This is a genomic window from Photorhabdus antumapuensis (genome assembly GCF_020387775.1).
Classification (GTDB): Bacteria; Pseudomonadota; Gammaproteobacteria; order Enterobacterales; family Enterobacteriaceae; genus Photorhabdus; species Photorhabdus antumapuensis.
This window is the reverse complement of record NZ_JAHZMK010000004.1, coordinates 366-2595: the sequence shown is the minus strand read 5'-3', so window position 1 is coordinate 2595 and position 2230 is coordinate 366. Positions and strand designations below refer to the sequence as shown.

Annotated in this window: 1 pseudogene; it reads right to left on the bottom strand. The window is 57.8% G+C overall.

The window, feature by feature from the left end:
• Positions 1-2230 (bottom strand): annotated as a pseudogene (locus tag KZ793_RS00265) (S-layer family protein); the annotation flags it as partial.

Sequence of the window (2230 nt, the reverse complement as noted above, 5' to 3'; positions counted from 1 at the left end):
TCGGTAGTGCCGTCCGGCAGGGGCACGGTCTGGTTAGTCAGCCAGATAATATCCGAAGTCAGCAGCGCCATTTGCGCCGGGCTCAAGGCGACACCCGGCGTTAACTGTTGCTGTTGGCCAAAGGCGATACCGGCATCCATCAGTGCTTTAAACTGCGCTTCGTCGTTGTTGTAGCCCGGCAGATAGCGCCGGCCGGTCAGTTGGGTAATCTGGTCGCGCACCAGCCGCTGTTCGTAGAATCCATCGCCTAACCGTTTGTGGACCCGCGCCGGGTCATGCGTTAACTGTTGCCGCATATAATCCGAGCCCAGCCACTGTTTGTACTGGGTAAATTTCGGGTCGGTCTCGACCAGATAGTGGCTGTCGCTGCCCGGCTGCACGGTATACAGGCTGTTATCCGGCAGGCGGGTATTAGGGGTGACCACGCGTATCGCCGGGTCAACGGTTTGTCCTTTGACCGTTTCCGCCGGAGGCCGGTCGTCTATCTCGGTTACCGGTTTGACCGCCGTGGGGGCCGCGTGTATCTGACCGGTCTGTCGGTCTGTAATCGTGATATCGGCGCCCTGCGGACGGGTATGCTCCTGCCAGGCCAGCGTTTTCAGGTCAATCGTTTCTATCACCGGAGCGGGGTCATAATGGCTGCGGCTTTTCCCCTGCGAGGTTTTGGTGCCGCGGAATCTGGGCTTAAGTCGTTTCTTTTTCGCATACCAGTGAGTCTGGCGGCCGGCATCCGTGGTGATGCGTTCGCCCTGAGTGGCTATATTGTGCAGTTCGCCGATTTCCCCGTCCAGCGCGCCGCCCGCCACGATTTGGCTGTCGTGATTGGTGACCTGCGCACTGTTGAGTGTGATATTGCCGCCGGCCAGAATTTTACCGGGGTCACTCTGTTTAACCTGCGTTTCCTTGACGGTGCGGGTGTACTGATATTCGTAAAAGTCATTACTGCGGCTGCCGTCCGGCATGATGGCATCGTGTACGCCGTATGTGTTGTGGCGGGAAGTGTCCACCTGTGACCAGTCATAGCGGGCGGTCTGGCCGCTCAATACCGCATCGTGATGCTGCGATTTTTCCGTCTCGACAACCTGAGTCACCAGACCGGCGTTGGTGTTGTTAATCTGGTCGGCCTGAATTTTCAGGTTGTTTCCGGCCTCAATTGTCGCCGCGTGGTTATTGAGTTCACTTGCCTGACCGGTGGCTGTCAGGCTGTTGTCCAACCGGCCGCCAATGTGCATATCGCCCACGCTGTAAATCTGGGCATGATGACTGTTGTTCAGTATCCCGGCGCCGATATCCAGCCTGTCACGCGCGGCAATCACGGCGGCTTTGCCGTCCCGTGCGCTGTTATTCAGGGTGCCTGTCTGGAGGGCGAGTTGGTCACCGTAAAGGCGCCCGGTGCCGGTATTGTTCAGGGTGTTGGCCGTGAGATGGGTCAGACCGCCGTCAATCAGTCCGGTATTGTTCAGCGTATCGTGAACGTGGATTTGCGTTTGCCCGGCGCTGATTTCACCGGCGGCGCTGTTGGTAAGATTGTGGGCGTCAAGATGCAGCGCCTGACCGGCTTTTATCTGGCGGTCATTGAGCATATTGCCGGTAGTTTTCAGGGTCAGATTGCCATTGGCCGCGGTGTTGCCGGTATGGTGAAAATCCCCGGTTAAGGTGACCGCCATATCGCCCTGCGATAACAGCTGGCCGTCACCGCTTAAGGCGTGTGCGTTAATCGTGGCGTGTTCCCCGGCAATCAGCGTGCCCTGTTGGTTGTCAATCCTCAGATGCGGTTGCTGAGTCTCGCGGTTGATAGTGAGCTGTTTGCCTGCGGAGACCAGCCCCTGAGTATTATCCAGAGTCTGGCTGATGTTCGCTTGCAGGTGATTAGCCGCTCGTAAAGCCCCCTGATGGTTGTCCACCTGTTGAGCGTTGACCGTCAGGTTTTGCGCCTCCAGCCCGTTATCTGCCTGTGCCGTCTCATGGTTAATCAGGTGAGCGGTGTTCAGGGTCAATTGCTGACCGCCCCGGATAAGGCCGCCGGTGTTATCGGTTTGGGTTTCAACATTAAGAGTGGTGTCGCCTACCGCCTGCACTTGCCCGTGACGATTATCGAGCTGCGTAGTCGTCAGATTCATGGTGTCGGTTGACAACAGTTTCCCATCTCGGTTATCGATCTCCGCTTGTCCGGTGTCAACGGTGAGCTTCCCGCCTTGCAGATGCCCCTGACGGTTATCCAGCGGGCCGC